The sequence below is a fragment of the Polaromonas sp. P1_E1_2 genome (assembly GCF_056406035.1).
In genome coordinates this window covers 1-2,810 of record NZ_JBFUAZ010000606.1, presented here as the reverse complement: position 1 = coordinate 2,810, position 2,810 = coordinate 1, and the positions used below count along the sequence as shown (strand labels likewise).

General features: G+C 62.5%; 1 protein-coding gene and 1 pseudogene. Both read left to right on the top strand.

All coding sequences use genetic code 11. The annotated features are described in order from the left end of the window. Positions 1-27: 27 nt before the first annotated feature. A pseudogene (locus tag AC1D1P_RS20620) lies at positions 28-654 on the top strand (two-partner secretion domain-containing protein); the annotation flags it as partial. A gap of 1,712 nt (positions 655-2,366) precedes the next feature. After that, positions 2,367-2,810: GLUG motif-containing protein (locus tag AC1D1P_RS20615; protein WP_477674243.1), on the top strand; the 444-nt coding region annotated here is incomplete at its 3' end.

Here is a 2,810-nt window from a genome sequence, read left to right as displayed (position 1 = left end):
GTCTCCACGCTCGGCAACACCACCACCATCAACCAGGCCAGCCAGCGCCTGGCGATCGACTGGACCAGCCTCTCCACGCGGGCCAACGAGGCGCTGGTGTTCAGCCAGCCCAATGCTTCAGCGATAGCCCTGAACCGCATCAYCGGCAGCAGCCCCAGCGAATTCCTCGGCAGCCTGACGGCGAATGGCCAGGTGTTTATCCTGAACCCGAACGGCGTTCTGTTTGGCGCCGGGTCGCAAGTGAACGTCGGTGGTCTCGTCGCCTCGACGCTCAATATGAGCAACGCCGACTTCATGGCCGGCAATAACGTTTTCACGAATTCGGGCGGCAGCGGTTCGGTGGTCAACCAAGGGACGATGACGGCGGCGAACGGCGGCTATCTCGCCCTGCTGGCCCCGGAAGTGCACAACGAAGGCGTGATGACTGCGTCGCTGGGAACAGCCCTGCTGGCTGCCGGCAACAAGGTCACCCTGAATCTAGATAACGGGTCTTTGCTGGGCTACAGCATCGACCAGGGGGCCATCAATGCGCTGGCCGAGAACAAACACCTGATACAGGCCAACGGCGGGCAAGTGTTGCTTTCGGCCAAGGCCATGGACAGCCTGACGACGGCCACGGTGAACAACACCGGCGTGATTGAAGCGAAGACGCTGCAGAACAAATCAGGCCGCATCCTGCTGATGGGCGACATGGAAACCGGTACCGTCAACGTGGGCGGAACGCTGGACGCGAGCGCACCGGATGGAGGCGACGGCGGTTTTGTTGAAACCAGCGCAGCGCATGTCAAGGTGGCCGACAGYGCCCGGGTCACCACGCTGGCTTCCGCCGGCAACACCGGGAAATGGCTGATAGACCCCAATGACTTCACCATCTCCGCCACGGGCGACATGACGGCAGCCGACGTCGCGAGCGCCCTGACAAGCACCAATTTCGAAATCGCCACCGCCACCATGGGCACGGCCGGCGGCAACGGCGACATCCACGTCAACCAGGCGATCAACCGGACGGACAACAACACCTTCACGCTGACTGCCGAGCGCGACATCAACATCAATACCGGCGCGAACATCACCAAAACCAATGCAGGCGCGGCCGGTATGACCATGACCGCCGGGCGCAACATCCTCCTCAACGGCAATATCGGTGTGGGCGGGCCTTCCACAACTCTTTCTGTGACGGCCAACGCTGCCGGCGATATTACCGGCACGGGAACCCTGAATCTGAATGGCGGCGCGCTGGACATGACGGCCGGCGGCAGCATCGGCGGCACCGACGGCCTGGGGCAGGTCTTTGCCGGCAGCTTGAAGATGAAAGCCACCACGGGTGACGTGATCGTGAATAGCGGCGTCAGCTGGATGGCCAGCTCCTTTGACCTGTACGCGGGCACCAATATCCGGGGTAGCAACCCCGGCTCCGCCGTCGAGGCCAGCATGAGTGCCCCCGGCGGCAGCTTCACTGCTTCCGCGGGCAACGCAGGCAACGGCAGGATACGCGTGAACACCTACGGCTACGCCATAGGCACGCTCAACCTGACCACCCAGGGCACGGGCGGCGGTGGCCAGATCGACTTCATCAGTAACGCAGCAGTGAGCAATGCGACCATCACTGCTGCGCACGACGTGAATGCCTCAACAACGGGCAATTTCAATGTGGCCAGCCTCAACTTGACGGGCTCCTACCAGTCGGTCAGCCTGGCTGCCAACGGCGGTACGCTGAGCCTGCCGACGATCAATATTGCAGATATGACGCTGACGGGCTCCGGTGCCAATGTCGCCCTCAATGGTGCCTTGACAGCGGCAAACGTGACATTCAACGCCATCGGCAACATCGCCCTGGCATCAGATATCAACACCACGGGCTCACAAACCTACAACGGCAACCTGAATATCACTGGCCCCGTCACTCTCGCCGCCGGCGGTGACATCGGGCTGGGCGGACTCACAGGCGTGGGTCAGAGCGTGACGCTGAATTCCAGCGGCACCATCACCAATACCGGCGCCACCAACGTTGGCACCTTCACCCTGGCGGGCGGCACCTGGCGCCAGATGGGCAGCGTGCCGGCATTTTCTGCGACGGATTTCCGCATCAGCGGCGGCACTTTCATTCGCGCGCTGGGCGGTGACGGCCTGAGCGCCGGAACGGCTTACCAGCTCACCGACGCTTACGGCCTGCAAGGCGCGGGTTCCGCCGGCATGGTGGACAAGAGCTACACCCTGGCCAACGACATTGACGCCAGCGGCACGGCAAACTGGAATAGCAACGCAGGATTCGACCCAATCGGCAATGCGTCCAGTCACTCATCACGATCAGCGACAGCTACGCCACGGGCAATGTCAGCGGCGGCGACAACAATATCGGTGGGTTGGTGGGGGAGGCCAACAACAGCACGATCAGCAACAGCTACGCCACGGGCAATGTCAGCGGCGGCAACAACAATATCGGTGGGTTGGTGGGGTACGCCTACAACAGCACGATCAGTTACAGCCACGCGGGCACGGGTAGCGTCAGCGGCCGCATCCATGTCGGCGGCCTGGTGGGACGACACTCTGTCATGGGCGGCTATAGCAGTGTCATTAACCGTTGCTTTGCCACTGGCGGCGTCACCGGGTTCGACCGTGTCGGTGGGCTGGTGGGATCCAGCGTCAACAACGGCGGCGCGTCCAACGCCATCACGATCAGCGACAGCTACGCCACGGGCAATGTCAGCGGCGGCGACAACAATATCGGTGGGTTGGTGGGGGAGGCCAACAACAGCACGATCAGCAACAGCTACGCCACGGGCAATGTCAGCGGCGGCAACAACAATATC